Here is a 25,597-nt window from a genome sequence, read left to right as displayed (position 1 = left end):
TGGCAAGCACTGTTATTTTGAAAAACATTGTTATTTTGATAAGCACTGTGTTGTTGAGTTTTATAACTTTCGGTTATTAATGAATTTTTCTCAATTAGACTTTAGGATATATTGATGATGAGAATCTATCGTCTATAAGCGGAGGTTAATTCAGGTAAGTCACCGTAAGTTAATCTAACGTAGACAAGAGCCGCTGAGATTGCATCTTGTAATGCATCGTGTTTGTGAGTTTGTGAAGGGAGATTTAAATGCTTACAGATCGCATCTAAGCTGAGGTCAAAATACGCATTGGGCAAATGTTTTTCTAACATTTCATGATAAATATGGCTCACCTCAATCAATTTATTGGGCAACGGAAAGCCCAATTGTTTTTGGCATGCAATATCTAATATGGTTTTATCATAGCGGATATGGTATCCGACTAAAGGTCGATTACCGATAAAATTTATTAGTGCTGTTATCGCTTCTTTCTCGCTTATTCCTCCAATTAGATCTTGATGGCGAATATGATGAATGCGAACCGATCCAGAATCCAAAGAGTGAGGGGCGCGCAAGCGAATATGAAAAGGCTCGCTGGTAATGATGCGATTATCAATGATTTTGGTTGCGGCTATAGTAACCAGTTCAGCTCGTTTAGGGTCTAAGCTTGTTGTTTCACAATCGAGAGAAATCAATTCTCGATGTGAATTTTTGGTAAAAAGTTCACGATAAGGTGAGTCTTTTAACTTGTAATACCACCAGTTACGTCTAAGAAAATTCATAGTTAATCTCTTATCTGGTAATGGTATTCCAGCCATTGTTTGAATTTTTTGACGACGTGAAAGCTATGGCGAAGTAGATCCCGTTCGGTTCGTTCTAATAATTTTAAATCAATTATGTTGTGGCTGTGTTGCTGCGATAGTTGCTGTGTTAATCGCAGTTTTACAAACAATTTAAAGGCTTCACTAAGGTTATCGGCGGTCTCTTTTTCCAGTACCTTTTTATTGGTTAGGGCAAGCAATCTATCAAACGTGTTATTTTCTTCGATTGCGTATTCTAGGCTCAATGCTCTAACGCCATGAACAATAGGAAATAAACCTCCAGACTTTATATCTAATCCTTGTTTAGAGGATTTAACGTTGCCAAATAAAGTGAGTGGTGTCGAAAAGCTTAATGCAGGTTTGGTAAATTCGGCCAGAATCAGTTCTTGCGCAGTCATCTTGTCAATTAAGTGTTTTTTTATGGGAGCAAGTAACGCGGTGTTTCCCGCAACGGCATGAGCATCGGCCATAATCGCTAACTTCATGACTTGCTCCGGTTTAGAGCTTGATATCCAAAGATTTAAAGTTTTTTCCCATTCCTTTTCATGTTTTACCCATTGCGGATTATTAACCATAACGTTTCCGGGACAAAGAGGGTAACCGAGTTGTTGTAAAGTGTGGGTGAGGGTATTCATAAGATCAGATAAATCGGCAATATCGACCCCTTGTTTTATTATTAATGCGTTATCTTGGTCGGTTTTTAAAATTTGCTCTCCTCGACCTTCAGAACCTAGCACGATTAAACATACCTTATTATGCACCGTTGGCGGCAAGACTAATTCAAATGCTTTTTCGATGATCTGCTCGTTAACCGCGGAAATAAGTTCCATAATAAAACGAGTTCGAATGCCGTTGGTAATTAAGCTTTCTACTAAGTGTCTTTGTCGGTTGGCAGCTAGAGCAAGCTCATCAATACTGCTTGCACGAGCAATACTGAGGGTTAATACGTGAGAATGAGTAGAAAAAGCACTGAGTATTTGAGTCATATCTAACATGCCGACCGCATTGTTGCCATCGCACACCATCACTCTTTTCATTTTCTGTTTTGTCATTGTGATCATGGCATTAAATAGAAAATCACCATCATCTACGTGAAAGACAGGAAAAGTAACGATGTCACCAATGGCAGTATTTAATGGCCGTTTATCTAACATGACGGCATGCAGCATGTTGGTTCGAGTGACGATGCCATAAGGGCGTTCATTACTGTTATCGAGTATCCTTTTATCGTCTTCATTGAGTTGAACCAGAGCGGCGTCAACGCCATTGTCTTTAAGCAATTGTGTGGCCTCAGTCAAAGGCAGCTCGGCTGTGATAATAAGTGGAGGGTGGTAAATAGAACGATCTACTCTAGTGAGTATAAATTCAGCTAAGTTTTGTTGTTGTTGAGCGGCTTTAATTAATTGGCGTCGTTTAGACAAACTGTTATCAAAATAGGCCGCGAACTCACCGTTGGAATGGTAAAGTTGCAGAAATTTATCGTTAGGCAGTAAATAGCAAAGCGTATCTTCTAGAGCGATATAATTATGTTTGGATAAATGATCAAATTGAGATCGAACGTCAAAAATATCATCATTAGCATAATGAGCAAAAACCTCTACGTCATCGGCCGATCGCTCTTCAACGACTCCTTTTATTAAAATATGCAAAAATTTATTCTTTTCCCCTGCTGTTACCAATTGATCTTTTGCTCGGTAATAAGCGACATCCAGAGAAGATCTCAGTAAGAGTTGTTGATTCTCTGATAGTCGATCAAAGGGCGGTGATTGCATATTAAATTTATCCGGCATGGTGAGCATCGCTCCAAATAGACTTGCTTATACATAGTCTGGCAACTTTCCTTTGAACCTCCAGACGACTTTGGTCTAATGGCCGTTTTACTACTATCAAGCTGGAATCGGTTTTTTGATATTTATATCATTGAAAGAAAGAGTAACTAGGAACAGAAAATCAATTAATTGTTCCCTTTTTAACTGATCAAATCGTAGGCATAATAGCGAGGAATTTTCGATTATTATAAATAGCTAGGTTAATTATGTTTTCTCCTTCCCCTCATGGTTGGATCTCTCAATATTTTATTGGTTTCTTTTTTGCTTATGGTGTTTATATCCCATTTTGGGCGCTATGGTTTAAAGAACAAGGCGTCTCTGCCAGTGATATAGGTTTACTCATGGGCTTAGCGTTTGCTACCCGTTTTATTGCCAATTTAGTGATTACCCCACGCTTGCATAAAGTCGAATATTTATTGCCGGCAATTCGTTGGCTTAGCTTCTTTTCGGTGATTTTTATTTGGTTCCATTTCTTCACTGGTGGTGATTTCTGGTTAATGGCCGGTGCGACTATTTTGTTTAATTTGTGCGTTGGTCCAGCTATCCCACTCTCAGATGCAATGGCCAATTACTATGCCAAATTGGGTAAACTAGATTATGGTCGAACACGGTTGTGGGGCTCTATTGCCTTTATTGCTGGGTCTACTTGTGTTGGTTATTTGATTTCTGTATATGGTACCGACATGATTGTACATACCGCTCTAGCCGGTATTACCGTTGGTCTGTTGCTCTCGATGCGAACGCCTAATCCTGAACCTAAAAGTGAGGATGACCAAGATTCTATTCGTCCCAAATTATTTGCTTTAATGACTAAACCCGACGTATTTCGTTTTTTAGTTCTAATGTCATTAATTCATGGCAGCCATGCTGCTTACTATAGTTTTAGTACTATTTATTGGAAATCGGTTGGTCACTCAGAAGATATTATTGGCTACTTGTGGAGCATTGGGGTTATTGCCGAAATTACGGTTTTTGCTACCAGTAAAAAACTGTTTAATGGTGTAAGCATTCGTACTATGTTTTTGATCGCCTCTACCGGCATTGCCGTTCGTTGGGGGTTAACTGCATCGATTACCGACATTTGGGCATTAGGGTTTATTCAATTATTGCATGGTGCGACGTTTGCCACTGCTCACCTTGCTGCAATTCAATATATCCAACGTGCAAATCAGAATGAAATGGTACCGTTGCAAGCATTATATAATGCTATTCCTATGGGAGCATTTACTGCGGTTATGACCGCATTGAGTGGTATTGGATTTGAGTTATGGGGTGCAAATGTATTCTGGTCTATGGCAGGAATGGGTATTCTAGCCTTGTTTATTCGGGTTGATTCAAAAAAAGGACAACCTAAGCCACAGATTCAGAGCTAACCACCTGAGTATTAACAATTCTTTAACTACACTACTAAAGTCGAAGTTTTATACTTCGGCTTTTTTAGTTAACTAGCATGGTTCAAGGATACGAAAATGCAAGGATGGATTGTTGTTCCTGTTACTCTCACATATTTAGGTATTCTTTTTCTGGTTGCATGGTATGGCGATAGGCAGTCTCGATGGTTATCTCAATGGCGACCGTGGATATACAGCTTATCTATTGCGGTTTATTGTACTTCGTGGACATTTTATGGAACGGTTGGGCAAGCTAGCAATAATCCTTGGTCTTTTTTGCCAATTTACATTGCGCCTATATTAGTTTTTACCTTGGGTTGGCGAGTAATTGCTCGTCTGATTCTTATCGCTAAGCGTGAACACATTACCTCTATTGCTGACTTTATCGCCGCACGTTACGGTAAGTCTCAAGGGCTTGCTGTTACCGTTACTCTCATTGCCGTTGTCGGTATTCTTCCATACATTGCCTTGCAATTACGTGGCATTACAATGGGGCTAGATATTCTCGCACCTGAATTAACCTCGCAACTGGGCTATAAGGACAGCCATATTTCATGGTTTGTGGTAGGTGCATTAGCGGTATTTACCACCTTGTTTGGTACTCGCCATATTGATAATACCGAACATCATCGTGGCATGATGATGGCAATTGCTTTTGAATCACTGGTGAAATTAGGCGCTTTTCTTATTGTGGGTTTGTTTATTGTTTATCTCGCGTTAAGTCGTTCCGAGATTAACTTAGTTGATATCGCTATTGAAACCTATAAAGCACCTAATATTCCCAGCATGGTTATCCATACGCTATTAACAATGGCAGCGATCGTTTGTTTGCCTAGGCAATTTCATACCATGGTAGTTGAGAATGAAAGAGCGCAAGATTTGCACGTCGCACGTCGAGTCTTTCCTACTTATCTTGTGTTAATGGGATTGTTTGTTTTACCTATCTCTTGGGTTGGTCAGAGTTTATTAGCTGGTAGTCCCGCCGATGCTTATGTTATTTCGTTGCCACTTTCTGTTGGTGCTAATGACATTGCACTGTTGGCATTTTTAGGAGGAACTTCCGCGGCAAGTGGCATGGTTATCGTATCGACTATTGCTTTGGCTATTATGGTTTCAAATGACCTTGTATTACCTCTTCTATTGAGAAGAATGCGTTTTTCTCAGCGCACTCACGAACACTTTTCCGGTTTATTGTTGAACATTCGCAGAGTGTTGATATTGCTGATTCTATTTGCGGCTTGGGGCTTTTACATGGCACTGGATAATATCCGTTCATTGTCTGTTATTGGGTTGCTGTCATTTGCCGCTATTGCGCAATTTTCTCCCGCGCTCATTGGTGGCATGTATTGGCGATTAGGCAATAAAAAAGGGGTGTATATTGGCTTACTGGCGGGCTTTACTATTTGGGTTATTACTTTAATGAGCCAGACGGATATGTTAGCGGGGGATTCTGAAAGTAACTTTTTATTATGGGTAATTAGCCCACCTCAGTTTTTAGCCAATTGGTCACTAACCTCAACTGATTGGGGAATGGCATTAAGTGTCTTAGTTAATGCTGGCTGCTATGTTGTGGTTTCGATGTTTACTCGCTCTAGTCTTAGCGAACGTTTGCAGTCGGCTGCATTTGTAGGAACCCCATTACCAGAAAATGAAAACGTGAGTTTGTACCAAAGCCGAGTAACGGTCGCGGAGCTTGAAATGCTTGCAGCACGCTTTGTAGGCAGAGCACGTGCTCGCACGGCGTTTAACCACTATTGGCATAAAGAACAGCACACTTTATTACCTAATCAGCAAGCTTCATCGGGTTTAATTCGTCATACCGAACGTGTTCTTGCCGGCGTTTTTGGAGCTTCATCGGCAAAGTTAGTACTCACTTCTGCCTTGCAAGGTAAAAAAATGCAACTAGAAGAAGTGGCGACTATTGTTGATGAAGCATCAGAACTGTATGACTTTAGTCGAGGGTTATTACAAGGCGCGATTGAACATATTAGCCAAGGGATTACCGTGGTAGATAAACAGTTGAGGCTGGTGGCTTGGAATCAACGTTACTTAGAGCTATTTGAATTTCCTGCTGGACTGATCCAAGTCGGTCGGCCGATCGCGGAAGTTATTCGTCATAACGCTCAAATGGGTTTGTGTGGGCCGGGCGATCCAGAGGAGCATGTTCGCAAACGGGTTTATCATTTAGAATGCGGAACGCAACACACTTCATCACGAGTTTATCCTGATGGGACAGTGATAGAAGTTCAAGGCAATCCCATGCCTGGTGGTGGCTTTGTTATGAGTTTTTCCGATATTACCGCATTCCGTGAAGCGGAAAAGACGTTAAAAGAGGTGAACGAAAATTTAGAATCTAGAGTGCAAAAAAGAACCCAAGAATTAGAGGATTTGAATAAGCGTTTGGTGCTTGCTACGCAAAGTGCTAATAGTGAATCTCAATCTAAGACACGTTTTTTAGCGGCAGTAAGTCATGATTTAATGCAACCGCTTAATGCTGCTCGTTTATTTTCCTCATCTTTATCTGAAGTGGTTCATTCGTTTGATGTTGATAAGGATTTCGGTGTTGAGGCCGATGCTCAAACCGCAAAAAATAAAGAAATTAAGCAGCTGTCTAACAATATAGAGAGTGCCTTAGCGGCGGCTGAAGAATTGATTGGTGATTTGTTAGATATTTCTCGATTAGAGTCAGGGAAATTGAAAACCGATATAAAAAGTTTCAAATTAAACGATGTGTTAAATACCTTAAATGCTGAGTTTAGTGCCTTAGCTAATAAGCAACAAATTGACTTTAAAATGATTCCATCCAATCTGATTGTTCATTCTGATGCCAAGTTGTTACGTCGAGTTTTACAGAACTTTTTAACTAATGCCTTTCGGTACAACCCAAAAGGCAAAGTAGTGTTGGGCACTCGTCGTGTACAAGGGCAGGTAAGAATAGAGGTTTGGGACAATGGCATTGGTATTGCTCAAGACAAGCAATCTGAAATTTTTGACGAGTTCACCCGTGGAGATGCGAATCACGTTTCTCAGGGATTGGGTATTGGTTTAGCTATTTCTAGAGGTATTGCCCGAGTACTTGAACATGATATTGGTTTGCGGTCTTGGCCTGATGAAGGTTCTGTTTTTTCAATCACTGTCGATCGAGCGGAAAGAGCCGAAACCATGATCGAAGTCGTTGAAAAAAAAGAAATTGCCCCTTTATTGAATGTCAGAGTGATTTGTGTCGATAATGAATTAGAAATACTTACTGGTATGAGAACGTTACTAGAACGCTGGGGCTGTGATGTTCGAACGGCACGAGATTTGGTGGAAAGCTTGCAATTACTACAGGACGATTGGATACCGCAGGTGATTTTTTCCGACTATCGTTTAGATAACGATAGAACAGGATTAGAGGTATTGCAGCAATTCCGTTTACGTTTGGGCAATAAGTTTGCAGGCATTATTATTAGTGCGGACAGAACAGAAGATATGATAAGTGCGATTAAGTCGAATGGTTTTGATTTTATTGCCAAACCTGTTAAGCCGCTTAAGTTAAGATCAGTACTGAACCGAGTTCAATCAGATGACTAATATAAAAGTCGCACACGAAGGTTTTTTGTTCGGAACAAAAAAGCCGATGCTACTCCGCATCGGCTTTGGTCGTTAATCGTTTGGCCATTAATCTAACGGTTAATTAATGATCTTGAGCTGCGCCTGCTCCTTTTGGATAGCGAATCGACTCAACCATTTCTTGAACATCTTGTGGTACTTCCGCAGTAAACTTGTTCACAACAAGAGAAACAACAAAGTTGACACACATACCTAGCGTACCGATACCTTCAGGACTGATGCTAAATAACCAGTTCTCAGGCACGTTGGCAGCTGGGTTGATGAATTTGAAATAGACGATATAAATAGTGGTAAAAGCGATACCAGAAAGCATACCGGCAATGGCACCTTCCTTGTTCATCTTCTTATAGAAGATACCCAAAATAATGGCTGGGAAGAAGGATGCGGCTGCTAAACCAAAGGCAAAGGCCACCACTTGTGCGACGAAACCAGGTGGATTAATCCCAAGGTAACCGGCGCAGATTATTGCAAAGAAAGCGGCTAACCGAGCAGCAAACAGTTCTTGTTTATCGGTCATATTGGGCCTAAATCCTTTCTTCAACAAGTCATGAGAAATAGAGGTCGAGATAACCAACAATAGGCCTGCAGCGGTTGATAGTGCCGCGGCTAGACCACCGGCAGCTAATAATGCGACAACCCAGTTTGGCAGTTTGGCCAGTTCAGGTGACGCCAATACAATAATATCGCGGTTAATGTTCATTTCGTTGCGTTCATCGCCAGAGTAGAACATCTTGCCATCGCCATTTTTATCATCCCAAGAGACTAGCCCAGTACTTTCCCAGTTTTTATACCAACTTGGTGCTTCTGCTGCTGCGACACCTTGCATTTCTGGCCCATTGATCGTTTCTATCATATTAACACGAGCAAATGCGGCAACCGCTGGTGCTGTGGTATAAAGAATAGAGATAAAGATGAGTGCCCAACCGGCTGAGATACGTGCATCAGATACTTTAGGAACCGTAAAAAAGCGAATAATAACGTGAGGTAGTCCTGCTGTACCGACCATAAGAGCGGCAGTGATAAAGAAGACATCAATAGTACTCTTGGTACCGTTGGTGTACGCGGTAAAGCCAAGCTCTTCAGCCAAACCATCTAATTTATCAAGTAGATAGACATCTGTTCCCGAAATGGTAGAGCCGAATCCAATTTGAGGAACCGGAGATCCAGTCATCATAAGTGAGGTAAAGATTGCAGGCACCATAAAGGCGAAGATGAGTACACAGTATTGAGCAACTTGAGTGTAAGTAATTCCTTTCATTCCACCTAATACAGCATAGAAAAACACCACGCCCATACCGATGATGATACCCATATTAATATCAACTTCGAGGAAGCGAGCAAATACCACACCCACGCCACGCATTTGACCTGCTACATAGGTGAATGATACGAAAATTGCACAGAATACCGCGACCATACGAGCGGTTCTAGAGTAGTAACGATCACCGATAAAATCTGGTACGGTAAATTTACCGAACTTACGGAGGTAAGGTGCAAGACAAAGTGCTAGTAATACATAACCACCAGTCCAACCCATAAGGTATACACCACCGTCATAACCAACGAATGATATAATACCTGCCATTGAAATAAATGATGCTGCTGACATCCAATCAGCCGCGGTTGCCATACCATTTGCCACAGGGTGAACACCGCCGCCTGCAACGTAAAATTCACTCGTTGATCCTGCACGAGCCCAAATTGCTATGCCGATATAAAGTGCAAAAGTAATACCGACAAGAATAAACGTCCAAGTTTGAATTTCCATTTCTACAACCTCTTAATCTTCCTGTACGTTATATTTCTTATCGAGCGCATTCATGCGCGCAACGTAAACAAAAATCAACACAACAAATGTGTAGATTGAACCTTGTTGAGCGAACCAGAAACCTAATTTGAATCCACCAATTTGGATAGTATCAAGTGCGTCGACAAATAAGATTCCTGCGCCATATGACACAATGAACCAAATGGCGAGTAATGAGCCCATGATAGTTAAGTTTTCCTTCCAGTAGGCTTGAGCGTGATCCGATGATTCGAATGACATTGCCTTCTCCTTCCGTTTAATTATTGGTTGTTTACAATTTATTGTTGAAGTTAGCCTGAGACTGATTGACCCGTTTGTATCTTGTTATGATCACAACTCGGCTTGTTAATAAAATGTTACGGAGTATAGGTTAGCAGCACTTGGTTATTATCTCAGTGCAACTTTAGTCGAGGGAAAAAAGTGAAAAACGCCCTAAAAAAGGACGTTTATGATAAGTGGGTTATAAAAAATAGATGTTAACAACTTGTTAATGTAGCCTAAGGTCTAACATACTACACCTAAGGTCTAACGCTCTGGTTTTCTAATTTTCTAATTCAAGATGTTGAAGAAGAATGACCGCTTGGGTTCTATTTTGTACGCCTAGTTTACGAAAAATAGCCGTCATATGGGCTTTGATCGTTGCTTCTGACACATTAAGTTCATACGCGATTTGCTTGTTGAGTAATCCATCTGACAACATGCCTAGAACTTTGTATTGTTGTGGCGTGAGTGAAGCCAGTTTATCAGCGAGATCGGTATTAATATTACTGTTCTTAAGTAGTTGTTCTGGAAAGAAGGGATCACCGCTTAATACTTGATTTAGTGCGCTAATCAGTGAGCGCATATCACTGGATTTTGGAATAAAGCCAAATGCACCATGCATTTTTACTTGAGCGACAACATTGGGTTCTTCACTCGCTGATATTACGACAATAGGTAGATCGGGGTATTCTGCTCTTAACTGAATTAGACCTGACATTCCGTTAGCACCGGGCATTTTCAGATCAAGTAAAAGAAGATCGGGTTCAGTTTCTCTACTGAGTAAGTCAAGTAATGCAGAAAGGGAGTCTGCTTCTACCAAATTGGCGCCACTGATCGCCATGTGAATTGACTGAAATAAGGCATTTCGAAACAGTGGATGGTCATCAGCTATGATGATTGTGTAAGTCGATTCCATGACGTTAAAGGCTCTTTATAATTAAGTTAAATTTGTGCTTCGAGAATAAGTATTATCCGCTTTGGACGAATGGACAATATTTGACAGTTAAATTTCTGAACAGTATCGACTTTTATTGGACTTTTTATGCAAGTTGGTGGTTTTTTTTGCTTTGGAGATGAGGTTTTAATTTTAATTATGCTAACAATTGGACAATTTGGCTAGATGATAGGTCTCTTTCATCTAGCCAAAAGTTGCTGATTACTGATTAATAGATTAATAAATGACTTATTGGCTAATTCTGTGCTTTTCTAAGTGAAGGATAAAAGGTTCTGATTCAATGAATCCGGTTAATCTTGCATTAGAGCGATAGTTACCGTGAGCATCCCAAAAATCGATGGTCGGTAATCCCATGACTTTCAAGCGTTTAAATAGTGCGATATCTTCTGGACTGTTTTTAGTGACATCCGCTTGTAATAGAACCAAATTTTTTAGTTTTTCTTCTACTTCGGCAGTATGAAATGTATATTTTTCAAACTCCTTACATGCCACACACCAATCGGCATAGAAATCGAGCATCACCGACTTATTGGCTTTGTTTGCCGCGACAAGTTGAGTTTCTAAATCATCGACAGACGTGATACGAATAAAGCTTACTTGAGGCTGGTATGTGTGCTTGGGCCCATCGGTAAACCACTGGCTATAAATAGGAATTGCCGAGGCGACTAATCCCAATACTGCGATAATGCCCACTAGGCTTTGTTTCCAACCACCAAATTCGAGCTTATTTTTAATATGGTAAAGCCAGCCGAATGCCGCTAGACCTAACACAGCCCATAATGTGATAGCCCATGATTGCGGAATGATTCTTTCGATTAAAAAGATTGGAGCAGCAAGTAGAATAAAGCCAAACAACACTTTAACTCTATCCATCCACGCTCCTGCCTTCGGCAATAATTTATTACCAAAAACTGCTACAACAACTAGTGGAATTCCCATACCTAGAGCCAGAGCGTAAAGTGCGATTGCCCCTGTTATTAAATCACCACTCTGCGCGACATACAGTAATGCGCCAGATAATGGCGCGGTTGTGCACGGAGAACACACTAAGCCCGAAATAGCCCCCATGCTAAATACTCCGGCAATATTGCCTCCCTGTTGTTTATTACTTTGGCTACTTAACCAAGTTTGAATGCTATTAGGCAACTGAAGCGTGTATAAGCCAAACATAGACATGGCGAGTAAAACAAACAGAATACTTAGACTGATTAAAACATAAGGGTGCTGTAATGCGGCTTGGAATTGTAAACCAGCAGAGGCGACAATTAAACCAAGCAAAGTATAAGTAAGCGCCATTCCTTGCACATAAATAAAGGAAAGGAAAAAGGTTCTAGCTTGGCTGAGTTGACCACTGCCGAGAACAATGCTGGTAAGAATAGGGTACATAGGTAGAACACAAGGCGTGAAAGCCAAACCGATGCCGAGGGCTAAAAATAGAAAGGGTGTCCACCAATTGTCGGCTATCGTCGTGGCAAACTCAGTATCTTTACTTTGTATTTGCGCATCATTCATAACCACTTGGTTGTTCTGAATTACATCTTCATTGCTTGTCGTTATTCCATTGTTACTATTTTTATTTGGCTGTTGAATTGAGGAGGATAGGTCTGCTTGAGATATTTTTGTTAGCTCGATTATTTTAGTTTCTGGTGGATAACAAAACCCTGCTTTCGCACAACCTTGATATTGGACAATCAGTTTTGCATTTTCAGTGACGGATATTAGCGGTACTTTGATGCTTAAAGGTTGAGTATAAATGTTGACCGCACCAAAAAATTCATCTTTGTACGGTTTACCGTCGCGCATAGTAAATTGACCAATTTCAGCGTTTTCGACGCTAATAGAGAGTCGCTGCTGATATAAGTAATACCCTTCCAGTACATCCCATTCGAGATGGACAACATCGTTTATTTGAGTCGCATAGAAAGGAAAGGCTTGTTGAACCGTAACAAATTTCGAATCGTTGTTATTGAAACTATCGTTATTTAAGGTATCGCTGCTGGTAAAGCTAGACGAACTTGGGGAGTTGAATAAAGCTAAAGCAGTATTAGGGAGTGACAATATACTGATTAATAACAGAGAGAGAAAAATACGCATATTAAATTAACAACTAAGCCAAATAAGATAAGAATAAGACCGAGTAAGGCCTATCGAACTTTCATCTCATCATATTACTGTAAAATATTGTAATTGCACTGTCTGATTTCTGTTTTTACAAGTACACTCAAATATAAACTCACTGATCAAATTATTAGATGGAGCGCGTGTGTTTCCTATTTTATTGTTGTTATTTATCTTGGTTCCTATCATTGAAATTGGCTTGTTTATTCAAGTGGGCGGTTTTCTAGGTTTGTGGCCGACTATTGCTTTAGTCCTTATTACTGCTTTTGCAGGTGCTTCTCTTGTTCGAAGTCAAGGGATAGCAACATTGATGTCGGTACAAGGAAAATTGCAGCAGGGAGAGCTTCCCGCTCAACAAATTTTAGAAGGTGTGATGCTTGCAGTGGCAGGCGTACTGCTGTTAACACCGGGCTTTATGACTGACACTCTTGGTATGTTAGTGCTGCTTCCTGCTCCTAGAGCAAGAATAGCGAAAGAGTTGATGAAACGAGTAAAAGTAAACACCATGTCAAGTGGTGGTGGTTTCAATGCTCGAGGTGGAAATACTCAAGGTGGATTTGGACAAAGTCCATTCGGACATGATCCTTTTCAGTCTTCGAATGATGACAAAAATACCTTCGAAGGCGAGTATGAAGAAAAGAAAGATGACGACAATGATGGTTCAAATAATCGTTTGAACTAGCATTAGTCATTAGGGTTAAGCGTTTTAACTCCACTTTATTCTATGATGGTTGCTACTATTTTGATGCAACCACCTTATCTTTATGCAGTCATCTGATTTTAAAAACGATTCAATTTTCTGTCGGCATGCATTTTATTAACAAAGTAGTTAAAACGGGTCGATGCGTTTAATTACTGTTAAATCGCCCCTTCAAAGCCTAATTGTCGCCATGCTTCAAATGCAATAATAGCAACGGCATTCGATAAATTTAAACTTCTGCTGTCTGGTACCATTGGAATACGAATTCTTTGTTCTAACGGTAAGCTTTCAATTAATTCTGCTGGTAAACCACGAGTTTCTGGACCAAAGAGCAATACATCGTTTTGTTGGAACTTGGCGTCTACATGATGACCAGTCGTTTTGGTGGTGCAAGCAAATAGTCGAAAAGAGCCGTCACGTTCATTTTGTAAATATTCAATAAATGCTGCTAGATCTTTGTGCCTTTTTACTCTTGCCAAATCTCGATAATCTAAACCTGCTCGACGGACTTTTTTTTCTTCTAAATCAAAGCCTAATGGTTCTATAAGATGCAAGTTTGCACCGCAATTGGCACATAAGCGTATTATGTTGCCTGTGTTTGGGGCGATCTCTGGTTCAAAAAGGGCAATATCTAGCATGATTGTTTAATGAAGTTGGTGATTAATGGTGCGAGTATAGCGAGGGTCAGTCGGCATTCAAAGAACAACTGACCCTATTTTGATAGGTTTTAAAGTAAGCTTACTTTTCAATGGGTAAGGTTATCGTGACCTTTAAACCACCTAACGTACTCTTTTCTGCCAGAATCGTTCCGTTATGTTGTCTTACTGCGCTTTCAGTTATGGCTAATCCTAATCCTGTGCCGCCTGAGTTTCTATCTCGTGCTGTTGATACTCGATAGAATGGCCTGAAAATATCTTTTAATTCATTTTCTGGAACGCCTTCTCCATCATCTTCAACACCTATTTTTAGTGCTTTATTGGTCTGCTGAAAATGAACCGTTATCGTGGAGTTGCCATAATGAATTGCATTACGAATTATATTTTCCACCGCACTCATTAATAAACTTGGATTACCCGATATTAAACAATCGGGTGCTTTAGTATATGTTAGTGATTTTTTGTGCTGTTCTGCTTCAAATTGTGCATCAGCAATAATATCTTGCCAAAGTACATTTGCAGAGTGGGTCTCGCGGACTTGATGGCTGTTGTTTTGCATCCTTGATAAGGTTAAAAGTTCGCTGATCATCTTCTCTAATCGTTCTGCTTCAGTGTCAATACGAGTGAGCTCAGAGGATTCTCCTTGCTTTCTTGTTGCTAAAGCATTTGCCATTCTTAAACGAGTCAATGGTGAGCGGAGTTCATGGGATATATCGGAAAGTAATCTTTGATTTCCCGATATCATTTGGTTGATGGCCAGTACCATTTGATTGAATGCTGCACCCGCTTGTCTAAACTCAGAGCTGCCTGTTTCAAGATCAGGATCTTCAATAAACTCACCATTAGCGACTCTGCGCGCAGCGTTTTCTAAACGGCGTGCCGGTTTACTTAATGCATAAGCTAACCAAAGCAATAGAGGGGTACTTACCGCCATGATGACCAGTAACAGTTTTATTGGTTGTTCAAACAATTGAAGAAGGAATGGCGGAGTGCCGCTCCATTCACCAGCGATAAACAATAGTACTGGTTGGTTTGCTACGGTAACAGGTATTGGACCTGCAACCATTAGTCGACCATAAAGTCGTTGTTGTGGCTGATCTAATGACTCCAAACTGGTGATGAAGTTTTGAATAGTTCGTCGTTGGCGACGATTTTTTTGATCAATTAAATTACCACTTAAATCAGAGAAAAATATGGCCGGCTTTCTGCCACTTTTATCTTCTTTTCTTCTTTTATCGTATGTTTTGAGTATTTCATCAATTGATTGAGCATCTTGATATTTGTGTTGTAGGTAATCAGCATAACTGGTTAACCTTTCAGTATTTGTTTTTTGAATGGTATGAGTCTGCCTTGGATCAGAATCTTGCACTATCAATACTGCAACGAGAACCAACAGCATGGTAAACCAAAATATAGAAAAAATTCTGCCGTAAAGGTTAGAGAACTTGGGTAACCTCATCATCCTTCCTCAACCAGCAGGTAACCCCGGCCTCGTAATGTTTTAATACGTGGTTTTCCATCACTGCGTTCAGGTAGTTTTTTTCTCAAGTTAGAAACATGCATATCGATTGCTCTATCAAATGGCGCTAATCGTTTACCTAATACATCTAAACTGAGTACTTCTTTTGTTAATGACTCGCCTGGATTTTGAATAAAGTGCAGCAGTAAGGCCAATTCTGTTGTAGTGAGATCTAACAATTGTTCATCTACGTAGGCTTCTTGTTTGCCTGGGTAAACCTTTATATTTTGATATTCAACATAGTCAGTCGATTTAGAAGAAGAGTTAGATTGTGTTCTTCTTAAAATCGCTTTAATGCGAGCAAGGAGTTCTCTATCACTGAATGGTTTTGCGAGATAATCATCTGCGCCCAGTTCTAGGCCTATTACTCTATCAATCTCTTCTCCTTTTGCGGTTAACATAAGGACAGGGATATCCCATGAACCGCGTAACTTCTTGAGCATGTCCATGCCATTCATTTTAGGCATCATTACATCTAAAAGTATTAGATCAATATCATCATTGACAGCGGCTAGTCCCGCCTCTCCATCGTTCGCTTCGGTAATATTAAAGCCTTCAAAAGAGAGCACTTCTTTTAACAAACTTGTTAATTCGGTGTCATCGTCAACTAATAGGATGTTACTCATTGGTAGTACCTCAAATGGACATATTAATAGCATTATGGTTGATCTTAGCTACAAAATTAACTGCTACTGTATTTCTTTACGCTTTTTTACTTAACCTACGGAGTTTATTGTAACTATAGAGGCTTGTTTTTTACCTCTTTACGCTTTTTTACACTTCATAGACGTTACTTTACCGTGCAGACCTTATTCTATATTCAACCGCTGTGAAGACAGCCAACTTAAAAAGAATAACGTGAGGAAACATCCTATGAAACTTTCTAAAAAAATTATCATCGCTGCTGCCGCTCTTCCAATGGTTTTCGCAACAACAAGTGCTATAGCAAAAGGCGGGCACGATATGGACGGCAAAAAACAAGGTTCATTCGAAAAATTTGATAAAGGTTTGATTCGTCAACTGGACTTAACTGAAGAGCAAAAAGATCAATTAAGAGATCTTCGTCAAGCGAATCGTGATGAAAATAAAACGGACCGTGATGCCAATAGAGCCGCTCGAATGGCTGAAATGCAAGCTCAACGCAGTGCGGTACAAGATTTAGTCTTAGCTGATGACTTTGATCAAGCAAAAGCGGAGCAATTAGCAAAAGCAATGGTTGAGAAACAAGCAGAAAGACGAGTCCAACAGCTTGAAAAACAACATGAAATGTTAAGTGTGTTGACCGCTGATCAAAAAGAACAATTAAAAGAATTACAAGCCGAACGTATGCAAAAAATGTCTGAGCGTATGAATGATAAAATGAACAAAGGTAAAAATAACTAAGCATTTGCTTTGTATCATTGTTACTGACTTTATCGTCTATAATTTACCGTAACCTCCAACCGTTTTTTTCCAAGGTTGGAGGTTTTTTTATGTCAAAATAAATGATACCCAAGTCACAGCATGACCGTTATAATTCACGCAGATCTTCCTAATTAGAGTTTATATGAAAGAAGAATATACACGCTTGGTTTCTATGGCGGCTTGGATGGCAACTGGAATTGCGACTTTGTTATTGATCGTTAAACTGGTTGCATGGTGGACAACAGGGTCAGTGAGTATATTAGCATCGTTGATCGATTCGCTATTAGATATTGCAGCATCTGCTGTGAATTTAGTTGTTATTCGTTACGCGCTGCAACCTGCCGATGAACAGCATACTTTTGGACATGGAAAAGCAGAATCTTTAGCCGCTTTGGCTCAGGCTATGTTTATTTCAGGTTCGGCTTTTTTCCTCATCCTTAATGGGGTTGATCGTTTCTTCCGTCCACATGAATTAGTGTCTCCAGAATACGGTGTGTACGTGAGTTTGTTTGCGACTCTTGTCACCGCAGGTTTGGTTGTTTTTCAAAAACATGTGGTTAGGAAAACTGGAAGCCAAGCAATCGCAGCTGATTCTTTGCATTATCAAACTGATATTTATATGAATATTGCGATAATGGTTGCGCTTGGATTAAGTTATTTTGGTATTACTCAAGCTGACGCAACGTTTGCGATAGGTATTGGTTTATTTATATTAGTTAGTGCAATAAAAATGGTAGTTGAAGCGATCCAGTCACTTCTTGATAGGCAATTACCAAAAGAAGAACTGGATATTATTTATGATGTGGCCATGTCAGTAGAAGGGGTGTTAGGCGTCCACCAATTAAGAACTCGAAGCGCAGGGCCAATAAAATTTATTCAATTACACTTAGAGTTGGAAGATGATATGCGTTTAATTCAAGCGCATGAAATCTCCGATCAAGTAGAAGATAAATTGATAGAAAAATTTCCGTCGGCAGATGTGATGATCCATCAAGATCCGTACTCTGTTGTTTATCAAACGGAAAAAGGACAGAAAGAGTTAGGTTGGTAAATTAATTTCAATAATTAGATCAACAAAAACGATGTTTTTGAGCTATCTTTGGTTGAAAGAGAAAACTAAAACGGATTCTGATATGAATCAACTAAGTTTTTTCCCAAAATGTAATACTCTTACATAAATAAAAGATGACATTATATGTTAGTCCCGATAAAGACGTAGTAAAACGCGATGGGCTAATAGGCCATGGATGTTATTAATTCGGTCAATATTGCTACCTGTAAATGAAGTAACAGTGATATTGGCATTTAAAATTTGTAAATTTGAATTAAAAAATTGAGGGTGAGCATGATTAAAAAGATTGGTGTTTTGACAAGTGGCGGAGACGCTCCTGGGATGAACGCAGCGATTCGTGGGGTTGTACGTACAGCGTTGTCATCTGGAGTAGAAGTCTACGGTATTTATGATGGCTATCAGGGTTTGTATGAAGGTAAAATCGAGAAATTAGATCGCTCTAGCGTTTCTGATGTGATTAACCGTGGTGGTACATTCCTTGGGTCTGCGCGTTTTCCTGAGTTTAGAGAAGAAGCAACTCGTCAAAAAGCAATTGAAAACCTGAATGAGCATGGCATTGAAGCCTTAGTGGTTATTGGTGGTGACGGTTCATATATGGGTGCTAAGAAGTTAACTGAGATGGGTTACCCATGTATTGGCTTACCAGGTACTATCGATAACGATATTGCAGGAACAGATTACACCATCGGTTATCTAACTGCTTTAAACACGGTTATTGATAACATTGACCGTCTTCGAGATACATCATCATCTCACCAACGTATTTCTATTGTTGAAATTATGGGACGTCACTGTGGTGATTTAACGTTAATGTCTTCTATTGCGGGCGGTTGTGAGTACATCATTACTCCTGAACAACCATGGAGTAAAGAAGAGCTTATCGAAAGCCTGCAAAGTGGCATTGCTAAAGGTAAAAAGCACGCAATTATTACTCTTACCGAGCTAATGATGGATGCGAATGAATTAGCTAGAGATATTGAAAAAGCAACAGGCCGAGAAACTCGCGCGACTGTTTTAGGTCATATCCAACGTGGTGGTCGTCCAACTGCATTTGACAGAGTGTTAGCGTCTCGAATGGGTAATTATGCTGTTCATTTATTAATGGAAGGCAAAGGTGGACGCTGCGTTGGTATTCAAAAAGAGCAGCTGGTTCATCATGATATTATTGATGCGATCGAGAATATGAAGCGTCCTGTACGTACTGATTTATACAAAGTCGCTAACGAGTTATTCTAAACGTTAGTTATTAATGTTTACCAGATAACATTCTCAGTGCACTAATGTATGTATTTATAGCGGCACAATAGAACAGTACAAAATATTTCACAAAGGTCATTAGTTTACTAATGACCTTTTTTGTCGACTCAATAAAATGTCAGGGATCTTGGCTAAAGTTGGTACGCTTGAATTCAAGTAATAAAATATAATAAAAAAGCCAGCCTAAGCTGACTTTCTAAGAAGCTTGAGATTCAAGCTCAAAACTAAATTTGAATTATGCTTTAGCTTGTGCTGCCGCTTTAGCAATAGCAGCAAAACCTTCTGCATCAAGTGCTGCACCGCCCACTAGAGCACCATCGATATCAGGCATACCGAACAGTTCAGCAGCGTTTTCTGCTTTAACAGAACCGCCATATTGGATCACAAGGTTCTTTGCAACTTCTTGACTAGATTCTGCAATGTGAGCACGAATAGCAGCATGAATTTCTTGGGCTTGTTCTGCTGTAGCTGCTTTACCTGTACCAATCGCCCAGATTGGTTCGTAAGCGACGATCGCGCCATTTAAGGCTTCAACACCTTGAGTTTTGATGACTGCGTCTAGTTGACGAGCACACACTGAAACGGTTTCACCAGCTTCGTTTTGTGCTTCTGATTCACCAATACATAGAACTGGTGTTAGGCCGTTTTCTTTTAGAAATGCGAATTTTTGAGCAACAAATTCGTCTGATTCGTTGTGGTATTCACGACGCTCTGAGTGACCGATAATGATATGTGATGCGCCGAAATCTTTTAGCATTTCAGGTGAAACGTCACCAGTAAAAGCACCACTGTTATTTAAGTCAGTATTTTGTGCGCCAAGGATGATTTTGTTGCCACCCTCTTTAATAAGACGTTCTGCAAGGTCAATGTAAAGTGCTGGCGGAGCGACAGCAACGTCAACGCCAGATACACCTTCAAGTGCAGTGTTTAGACCATTGAGTAGCTCAGTTACCATTGCTTTGCTACCGTTAAGTTTCCAGTTACCCATAACTACAGGATGACGCATAAGGAATATCTCCAAAAGTAATTAACATAAAAAATCGAACAAGATTGGCAAAGAATATAGCAGATAAAACGTTCTAGTTCATGACACTAATCACTTCTTTTTCGAATCTTTTGCTTTTGTTGGAAATTGACGTTAATTCATTGTTGATCAAGTAGGCAAAATTATGCTCAGTTCTAATAAAGTGAGGTGTATTGAGGTATTTTGTTGAGGGTGTGTTACTAAAAGCGAGAGAGTTATGCCGAATATAGTATTGGAATATACAAGTTCAGTCGAAGAAAAAGTGAATATACAAGGATTATTAGTTTCTATCCATCAGGTTGCTTTAGATTGCGGTTTGTTTCATGCCGCTGATGTAAAATCGAGGGCTTTGCGTTGTCATCAGTGGCTAATAGGTGAATATGACGACAGCGAAGATTTCATTCATATTACTTTAGAGTTACTATCAGGGCGATCAACTGATCAGAAAAAATGCTTATCCAAAGGGTTAGTCGCTGTATTGTCAGAACATGCTGGCATGATTAAGAGTCTCTCAGTTAATATCCGAGTTATGGATAAAGAAACTTTTCAAAAAGTAATGAACTAAATGAAAAGAATGGTCAATTAAATAAAAAAGAATAGTGGAACCAAATGAAGAAAAGCAGTAGCAGTTATATGATGTCAATTTTTGACTTGTTATTCAGTTTTGATGGACGAGTAAGTCGCCGAACTTTTTGGCTGTGGAATGCGACTTATTTCTTGCTGATTATTAGTGTTGCAACGGCGGTTAAGAATTTTTCCCCAGAAACGGCGAATATGGTTTTGCCTACCACGTTAGTTTTATTGGTTTTTCCTGATTTAGTCATCACAGCCAAGCGTTGGCATGATAGGAATAAGTCTAGAGTGTGGTTGGTATTATACCTCCCCTTGATACTCACTCGCCTGATTATTCCAGCTAATACGACCACGACATTATATCAACCAACCACTATAGAGTCGTGGCTCTCTATCGCTGCGATGCTTTGTGGCGCATGGATTTTTATTGAATGCGGTTTGTTTGAAGGCGATGAAAAGGAAAATAAATATGGTCCAGTACCAAATCGATAGTTAATTGATTGTAATGCGTATATTATATTGGAGTGATTTTATATACGCACCTTCTTTCATCTTTGATGATATGTTCAGTGCGTTTGATTGAACAAAATGAACCAAGTAATTGTTCAAATACATTAAGTTCCGATTGGCATAAACTAGGACAGCTTTGTGCCGCTTTACAGATAGGGCAGTGATTTTCGATTAAAACAAAACCATTTTCGATTTGTTCCAATTCAGCCATATAACCATCTTCTTCACGCAGTTGAGTGAGTAGGATAAGTTTCTCTTTCAGATTATCTGCTTGTGATAGCGCTAACTGATAGCGTTCGAACGTTTGTTTTTCTCTTTCTAACGCAACCTTCTTAATACCTTCTTCACCAAATAGCGATTCTACAGCTTCAATCACTTGAACGGTTAATTCTCCATGACGATCTGAAAACTGAGCATGTCCTTTAGCTGTTAGTTGCCAGTGACGAGTAGGTCGGCCAACTTTCACCTTACGATCAAAAAAAGACAATAGCTCCAATTCTTGTAAAGACTGCAAGTGTTGCCTAGCACCCATGCTTGTCATGTTGAGATCTTCAGAAAGTTGCTTTGCGGTGATCGCTCCTTCTTTTTTGAGTTTGAGTAGTATTCTATCCGTTGTTTTCACCGAATGTACCTTTGGTTATGCCTGAAACTGATATATGTCCGTCATCTCTTAAAGTTGCTTAAATGCAATTCTAATGATGTTGTGTACGTGTGTTTCATTATGGATAAACTAATTTATAAAGTAAATTCTTAACTAATATATTTGAACTCAGCGATGAGAGGTTAGCGTGGTCGGTTTAGACTCAATCTGTTGAAATCAAGCTGTGAATTAATAAAAAACGCAGCGGTTGTGCTGCGTTTTTTATGGAAGAGTTCTACTATTTAGAGTAAGACATTAAACAATAAATTCTTTTATCTCATCGTCTTTTCGGTCTAAGTAATGAGTTGACTTAATACGTCTGATGGTTCTACAACGTCCTCTAATAACCAGCGTCTCAGTAGTAGCGATATTTCCTTTACGCGTTATTCCTTCTAGCAGATCACCTTTAGTAATTCCTGTGGCTGCGAAAACGACATTATCACTGCGTGCCATATCTTCCATCTTTAAGACTATACGCGCCTCTACGCCCATTTCTTTGCAGCGAGCGAGTTCTTGGTTGCCGTGAATACGGTTATCGTCTGTATCCCCTTTAACTTCGTGTCTTGGTATTAATCGACCGTTCATATCACCATCTAATGCTCGAATAACGGCTGCTGATACGACTCCTTCAGGTGCGCCACCGATACAGTACATTGCGTCTACTTCACTGTCTGGCATACAAGTTAATATAGACGCGGCAACATCGCCATCTGGCACAGCAAAAACACGTACACCCATTTCTTGCATTGCTTTGATTGTTTTATCATGACGAGGCTTGGCTAAGGTTGTGACGACTAAAGTGTTGAGTGGTTTGCCCAGTGCTTTAGCGATGTTCTCTAGATTTTCGGTTAACGGCTTGCTGAGATCAATGCTGCCTTTTGCTCCTGGGCCTACAACCAGCTTTTCCATGTACATATCTGGGGCTTTTAAGAAACTGCCTTTTTCTCCTGCGGCCAATACGGCAAGTGCATTGGCTTGTCCCATAGCCGTCATTCTCGTTCCTTCAATCGGATCGACCGCGATATCAACCGCATCGCCACCTAAACCTACTTTTTCGCCAATGTAGAGCATTGGTGCATCATCGATTTCTCCTTCACCAATAACAATTTCGCCTTCAATTTCGGTTTTGTTGAGCAATACACGCATGACTTCGACGGCTGCACCGTCTGCTGCGTTTTTATCTCCACGTCCAAGCCAGTGGTAACCTGCTAGTGCTGCACCTTCGGTTACACGAGAAAATGCCATAGCTAAATCGCGTTTCATGCGAACTCCAAAATAATGATTAAAAGGGAAGGAAAATTTTTTTGCGATTCTATCATACAAAATAGTAAACGTTTGCTTTTTTGCTTTTCTGGATTCTCGGAGTTTTTATGTAAGGAAAATGTCATGATTTTAGTTTTGTTGCTTCAATTTTAATCAAATAAGTCAATTTCCTGAATTTTGGCGTGTTTATATTGAAAAGCCTGAGTAGAATGAACTTATTCGTTACTGAATGATCCCTCTGCGAACCAGATTAATATTAAAGGTAGAAAGTTATGTCTTTAGAAGTGCTAGAGCAGTTAGAAGCAAAAATTCAAACCGCCGTCGATACCATCACTCTCCTTCAGATGGAATTAGAAGAAGTTAAACAACAAAATGTACAGTTAGATCAGGAAACGTCTTCATTACGAGAAGCATGTGCTGAACTAGAGAAACAAAAACAACAAATGAGTGAAGAGCAGGAAGCATGGCAACAAAGAATTCGTGTGTTATTAGGTAAAATGGAAGATGTAGAGTAACTGTGTATCTTGTTCAGCTTAATCGTTTTTTGTTGTTACTTTAAGCGAACAAATATCGAGTTAAGGAATAATGGGCAGCCTGTCTTTCATATAAATAGGCTGCCTTTTCTTTTCTTGAAATGAATCTTGGTATGAAATGAGGCTAAATAGCTTACCGAGCGTTTTCATCTAACTCATCATCAATATCAAACTCGTCGTCTAATATTTCTAAATCAACATTCAAAGCTTCTTGTGAAATTAAAATGCCAGTGTTGTCGGCATAAAGGTAGTCTTCTGGTAAGAATGTGACACCGCCAAAATTAACTGGGACATCTATTTCACCGATGTTTTGATTTGCTGCGCCAACGGGTATAGAAGCCAGAGCCTGAATACCAATACTCATATCTTCCAGTTCGTCAACTTCACGAACACAGCCATAGACAACAATCCCTTCCCAATTATTATCTTCAGCTAAAGCGGCAATTTCAGCATCGATAAGGGCTCTACGTAACGATCCTCCACCATCAATCAGAAGTACTCGTCCTTCACCATTTTCTTCTAAAATGGAGCGGATAATTCCATTGTCTTCAAAACATTTTACGGTAGTAAGCTGGCCTGCGAATGAGGCACTTCCACCAAAATTGCTGAACATTGGTTCTACTACGTCGACTTGTTCTGAATAAATATCACAAAGTGCAGAAGTGTTGTATTCCATATGCATTGTCTTCTTTTGGCTGCTAATAACTCACTGAGTATATCTACTCAATGAGTCAATGCAATGACAAGCTGCAATTATCTGACGATTGTTTGAGCTACAACTACCAGAGAAAACAAAATGTTAGTCACTGAAGCGCATTTTACTATCACAGGTAGCATAGGGGCTATCGCCACTGGTGAACTCGATTCGAGTACCGCTTTAGCGTGTTTTATCAACGTAATAGCAGACAAAAAGAAGGGGACAATTATCCAAATAGTCGTGCTGTGAGTGAATAAATAATAGACATAAGATAAGAAGGCAAGACCGATAAGCACGATATGATAATACTTCGCCGGTTGCTCCCCAAGCCTTACTGCTACGGTTTTTTTGCCACACGCTCGGTCGTTGTCTATGTCTCGCATGTTATTAATGTTTAGTACAGCCACAGCTAACAAACCACAACCAATTGCAGGAATGAAAATATCTCCATCGATAAAACCAGTATGGAGGAAGTATGTTCCGCCTACGCCCAATAAGCCAAAGAAAATAAATACAGATAAATCGCCTAACCCCACATATCCATATGGTTTGTTGCCGACGGTATAAGCAATGGAGCTGCATATCGCTAGCAGTCCTAAACCTAAAAAGGTCATGATATTGGTAAAGCTATCGAGAGAATAAAAAATCAAAGCCAACCCAGATAGTACAGTGAATACTATATTGAGAATGATAGCACTTTTCATCTCTTCTTGAGTGACAGCTCCCGATTGTAATGCTCTCGTTGGGCCCAGCCGATCGTTATTATCGGTACCTTGCTGGGCATCACCATAATCGTTTGCGAGATTGGATAATATTTGCAGTAATATTGCTGTCATTAGCGCTAGTATCATGACAGCAAAAGAAAACTGACCATTAGAGTAAGCAAGGCTGCTGCCTGTGGTAATCGTTACCAATGCTAAAGGTAGTGTTTTAGGTCTGGCGGCATCGAGCCAAATTGCGAGTGACTGCTTCATTG

Annotated in this window: 23 protein-coding genes; 9 read left to right on the top strand and 14 right to left on the bottom strand. The window is 39.9% G+C overall.

Features of this window, described 5'->3' with window-relative positions; all coding sequences use genetic code 11:
* Positions 1-125: 125 nt before the first annotated feature.
* On the bottom strand, positions 126-761 hold the full coding sequence (locus tag R3X26_RS13850) for a 3'-5' exonuclease (protein WP_317717923.1): 636 nt from the start codon (positions 759-761) through the stop codon (positions 126-128).
* A gap of 2 nt (positions 762-763) precedes the next feature.
* On the bottom strand, positions 764-2,590 hold the full coding sequence (locus tag R3X26_RS13845) for a DUF294 nucleotidyltransferase-like domain-containing protein (RefSeq protein ID WP_317717922.1): 1,827 nt from the start codon (positions 2,588-2,590) through the stop codon (positions 764-766).
* Positions 2,591-2,835: 245 nt separating this feature from the next.
* Here R3X26_RS13845 and R3X26_RS13840 point away from each other — a divergent pair, with 245 nt between their 5' ends.
* Positions 2,836-4,002: a 3-phenylpropionate MFS transporter gene (locus tag R3X26_RS13840; RefSeq protein WP_317717921.1), complete on the top strand. Its 1,167-nt coding sequence runs from the start codon at positions 2,836-2,838 to the stop codon at positions 4,000-4,002.
* 96 nt (positions 4,003-4,098) lie between these two features.
* Entirely contained in the window at positions 4,099-7,593 is a 3,495-nt protein-coding gene (locus R3X26_RS13835; protein WP_317717920.1) for a PAS domain-containing hybrid sensor histidine kinase/response regulator, read from the top strand.
* Between the two features lie 103 nt (positions 7,594-7,696).
* Here the strand turns inward: R3X26_RS13835 and R3X26_RS13830 are convergent, their stop codons facing one another.
* From R3X26_RS13830 to R3X26_RS13815, 4 genes are all read right to left on the bottom strand, one after another.
* The gene (locus R3X26_RS13830; RefSeq protein WP_317717919.1) at positions 7,697-9,400 is read right to left on the bottom strand and encodes a sodium:solute symporter family protein; all 1,704 of its coding nucleotides are present in this window, start codon (positions 9,398-9,400) and stop codon (positions 7,697-7,699) included.
* A gap of 12 nt (positions 9,401-9,412) precedes the next feature.
* Entirely contained in the window at positions 9,413-9,679 is a 267-nt protein-coding gene (locus tag R3X26_RS13825; RefSeq protein WP_317717918.1) for a DUF4212 domain-containing protein, read from the bottom strand.
* Between the two features lie 301 nt (positions 9,680-9,980).
* Positions 9,981-10,616 (bottom strand): response regulator transcription factor, encoded by a 636-nt coding sequence (locus R3X26_RS13820; protein WP_317717917.1) that lies wholly within the window; start codon positions 10,614-10,616, stop codon positions 9,981-9,983.
* Between the two features lie 267 nt (positions 10,617-10,883).
* Positions 10,884-12,749 carry a protein-disulfide reductase DsbD gene (locus R3X26_RS13815; protein ID WP_317717916.1) on the bottom strand — a complete coding sequence of 622 codons (1,866 nt, stop codon included), beginning with the start codon at positions 12,747-12,749 and terminating at the stop codon, positions 10,884-10,886.
* 169 nt (positions 12,750-12,918) lie between these two features.
* Between R3X26_RS13815 and R3X26_RS13810 the strand changes: the two genes are divergently transcribed.
* A complete protein-coding gene (locus tag R3X26_RS13810; RefSeq protein WP_317717915.1) occupies positions 12,919-13,455 on the top strand; it encodes an FxsA family protein in 537 nt (178 codons plus the stop codon).
* Positions 13,456-13,631: 176 nt separating this feature from the next.
* Here R3X26_RS13810 and R3X26_RS13805 read toward each other — a convergent pair whose 3' ends face one another.
* From R3X26_RS13805 to R3X26_RS13795, 3 genes are all read right to left on the bottom strand, one after another.
* Complete coding sequence (locus tag R3X26_RS13805) at positions 13,632-14,111, bottom strand: tRNA (cytidine(34)-2'-O)-methyltransferase (protein ID WP_317717914.1); 480 nt, start codon at positions 14,109-14,111, stop codon at positions 13,632-13,634.
* A 100-nt stretch (positions 14,112-14,211) separates the two neighbouring features.
* Complete coding sequence (gene cpxA, locus R3X26_RS13800) at positions 14,212-15,588, bottom strand: envelope stress sensor histidine kinase CpxA (protein WP_317717938.1); 1,377 nt, start codon at positions 15,586-15,588, stop codon at positions 14,212-14,214.
* A complete protein-coding gene (locus tag R3X26_RS13795) occupies positions 15,588-16,274 on the bottom strand; it encodes a response regulator (protein ID WP_317717913.1) in 687 nt (228 codons plus the stop codon). The genes cpxA and R3X26_RS13795 overlap by 1 nt, the downstream gene beginning before the upstream one ends.
* A gap of 247 nt (positions 16,275-16,521) precedes the next feature.
* Here R3X26_RS13795 and R3X26_RS13790 point away from each other — a divergent pair, with 247 nt between their 5' ends.
* From R3X26_RS13790 to pfkA, 3 genes are all read left to right on the top strand, one after another.
* Positions 16,522-17,031, top strand: coding sequence for a CpxP family protein (locus R3X26_RS13790; protein ID WP_317717912.1), 510 nt, complete (start codon positions 16,522-16,524; stop codon positions 17,029-17,031).
* Positions 17,032-17,194: 163 nt separating this feature from the next.
* A complete protein-coding gene (gene fieF / locus R3X26_RS13785; RefSeq protein WP_317717911.1) occupies positions 17,195-18,103 on the top strand; it encodes a CDF family cation-efflux transporter FieF in 909 nt (302 codons plus the stop codon).
* Between the two features lie 294 nt (positions 18,104-18,397).
* Positions 18,398-19,360, top strand: coding sequence for a 6-phosphofructokinase (gene pfkA, locus R3X26_RS13780; protein ID WP_317717910.1), 963 nt, complete (start codon positions 18,398-18,400; stop codon positions 19,358-19,360).
* Between the two features lie 256 nt (positions 19,361-19,616).
* Here the strand turns inward: pfkA and tpiA are convergent, their stop codons facing one another.
* Positions 19,617-20,387 carry a triose-phosphate isomerase gene (tpiA, locus tag R3X26_RS13775; protein ID WP_317717909.1) on the bottom strand — a complete coding sequence of 257 codons (771 nt, stop codon included), beginning with the start codon at positions 20,385-20,387 and terminating at the stop codon, positions 19,617-19,619.
* A 235-nt stretch (positions 20,388-20,622) separates the two neighbouring features.
* On the opposite strand from tpiA, the gene R3X26_RS13770 reads away from it, so the two are divergent.
* Together R3X26_RS13770 and R3X26_RS13765 are read left to right on the top strand one after the other, a co-directional pair.
* Positions 20,623-20,970 (top strand): 5-carboxymethyl-2-hydroxymuconate Delta-isomerase, encoded by a 348-nt coding sequence (locus R3X26_RS13770; protein ID WP_317717908.1) that lies wholly within the window; start codon positions 20,623-20,625, stop codon positions 20,968-20,970.
* 44 nt (positions 20,971-21,014) lie between these two features.
* Positions 21,015-21,470 carry a DUF805 domain-containing protein gene (locus R3X26_RS13765; protein WP_317717907.1) on the top strand — a complete coding sequence of 152 codons (456 nt, stop codon included), beginning with the start codon at positions 21,015-21,017 and terminating at the stop codon, positions 21,468-21,470.
* Positions 21,471-21,492: 22 nt separating this feature from the next.
* Here the strand turns inward: R3X26_RS13765 and R3X26_RS13760 are convergent, their stop codons facing one another.
* Positions 21,493-22,110, bottom strand: coding sequence for a metalloregulator ArsR/SmtB family transcription factor (locus tag R3X26_RS13760; RefSeq protein ID WP_317717906.1), 618 nt, complete (start codon positions 22,108-22,110; stop codon positions 21,493-21,495).
* Between the two features lie 273 nt (positions 22,111-22,383).
* Positions 22,384-23,391, bottom strand: coding sequence for a class II fructose-bisphosphatase (glpX, locus tag R3X26_RS13755; protein ID WP_317717905.1), 1,008 nt, complete (start codon positions 23,389-23,391; stop codon positions 22,384-22,386).
* A gap of 272 nt (positions 23,392-23,663) precedes the next feature.
* Between glpX and zapB the strand changes: the two genes are divergently transcribed.
* Positions 23,664-23,906, top strand: a complete 243-nt coding sequence (gene zapB, locus R3X26_RS13750; protein WP_317717904.1) for a cell division protein ZapB — start codon at positions 23,664-23,666, stop codon at positions 23,904-23,906.
* A 151-nt stretch (positions 23,907-24,057) separates the two neighbouring features.
* Here zapB and rraA read toward each other — a convergent pair whose 3' ends face one another.
* Together rraA and R3X26_RS13740 are read right to left on the bottom strand one after the other, a co-directional pair.
* Positions 24,058-24,600: a ribonuclease E activity regulator RraA gene (gene rraA / locus R3X26_RS13745; RefSeq protein WP_317717903.1), complete on the bottom strand. Its 543-nt coding sequence runs from the start codon at positions 24,598-24,600 to the stop codon at positions 24,058-24,060.
* 77 nt (positions 24,601-24,677) lie between these two features.
* A complete protein-coding gene (locus tag R3X26_RS13740; protein WP_317717902.1) occupies positions 24,678-25,595 on the bottom strand; it encodes a 1,4-dihydroxy-2-naphthoate polyprenyltransferase in 918 nt (305 codons plus the stop codon).
* Between the last annotated feature and the right edge of the window lie 2 nt (positions 25,596-25,597).

It is taken from the genome of Vibrio sp. TH_r3 (assembly GCF_033101115.1).
Classification (GTDB): Bacteria; Pseudomonadota; Gammaproteobacteria; order Enterobacterales; family Vibrionaceae; genus Vibrio.
The sequence above is the reverse complement of the archived record's forward strand: the minus strand, read 5'-3'. Positions and strand labels throughout refer to the sequence as shown.